This is a genomic window from Streptomyces sp. NPDC090032 (assembly GCF_044748025.1).
Classification (GTDB): Bacteria; Actinomycetota; Actinomycetes; order Streptomycetales; family Streptomycetaceae; genus Streptomyces.
On the sequence record NZ_JBIVFF010000041.1, the window covers coordinates 868 to 1,665 of the forward strand.

Consider the following 798-nt stretch of genomic DNA (forward strand, 5'->3'; position numbering starts at 1 on the left):
TCCTTTTCCACTTAATACACACTTTGGGACCTTAGCTGGCGGTCTGGGCTGTTTCCCTTTTGACTACGGATCTTATCACTCGCAGTCTGACTCCTAAGGATAAGTCATTGGCATTCGGAGTTTGACTGAATTCGGTAATCCGATGAGGACCCCTAGTCCAATCAGTGCTCTACCTCCAAGACTCTTACACTTAAGGCTAGCCCTAAAGCTATTTCGGGGAGAACCAGCTATCTCCAGGTTCGATTGGAATTTCTCCGCTACCCACACCTCATCCCCGCACTTTTCAACGTGCGTGGGTTCGGGCCTCCATTCAGTGTTACCTGAACTTCACCCTGGACATGGGTAGATCACCTGGTTTCGGGTCTACGACCACGTACTAAACGCCCTATTCAGACTCGCTTTCGCTGCGGCTCCGCCTCTTCAGCTTAACCTCGCACGGGATCGTAACTCGCCGGTTCATTCTACAAAAGGCACGCCATCACCCGTTAACGGGCTCTGACTATTTGTAGGCACACGGTTTCAGGATCTCTTTCACTCCCCTTCCGGGGTGCTTTTCACCTTTCCCTCACGGTACTGGTTCACTATCGATCACTAGGGAGTATTTAGCCTTGGGAGATGGTCCTCCCAGATTCCGACGGAATTTCACGTGTTCCGCCGTACTCAGGATACATTCAAGAGAGAACGAAGTTTCGACTACGGGGTTGTTACCCTCTACGACGGACCTTTCCAGGTCGCTTCGTCTACCTCGTTCCTTTGTAACTCCGTATAGAATGTCCTACAACCCCAAGAGGCAAGCCT

General features: G+C 51.1%; 1 rRNA gene (only partly in view). It reads right to left on the reverse strand.

Annotated elements, in window-relative coordinates:
* Positions 1–798 (reverse strand): 23S ribosomal RNA (locus tag ACIPWY_RS40310) (its annotated part extends 867 nt beyond the left edge of the window); the annotation flags it as partial.